This is a genomic window from Micromonospora sp. DSM 43699, from assembly GCF_055517075.1.
In genome coordinates, this window is sequence record NZ_JBTMMT010000209.1 from 1 (window position 1) to 451 (window position 451).

The 451-nt window shown below is 74.3% G+C and carries 1 protein-coding gene; it reads right to left on the minus strand.

Annotated features, from left to right (window positions below; genetic code table 11):
- Positions 1-451: lactonase family protein (locus AC0AIB_RS31280; RefSeq protein WP_465098090.1), on the minus strand; the 451-nt coding region annotated here is incomplete at both ends.

The following is a 451-nucleotide window of genomic DNA, read 5'->3' on the forward strand; positions in this document are numbered from 1 at the left end:
GGTCAGATACGCGTGGCGCCCATCGGCGGCGAACAGCAGATGGCGCGGCCCGCTGCCGGCCGGCAGCTCCAGCCACGGCGTCGCCGCAGCCTGCAGCGGCCGCTCGGCGCTGCGCGCGGGATCGTAGCGATAGGCATAGACCTTGTCGGCGCCCAGGTCGGCGGCGAACACGTAACGGCCGTCGGGCGATTGCGCCGCGGCATGCACGTGCGGGCCGAGCTGGCGTTCGCGGTTGGCCTGGCTGGCGCGATGGCCGAGCACCTGCACCGTCGCGCCGAGGCGGCCGTCGGCGCCGACCGGCAACACCGCCAGGCTGCCGCCGGGGCTTTGCGCACCGGAATAGTTCGACACGAACAGATAGCGCCCGTCCAGGCTCCCCGCGGCGTGGGCGGGATCGTCGCCGAGCGTGTTGGCCTGCGACAACTGCCGGCTGTGCTTCGCGCCGCGGCCG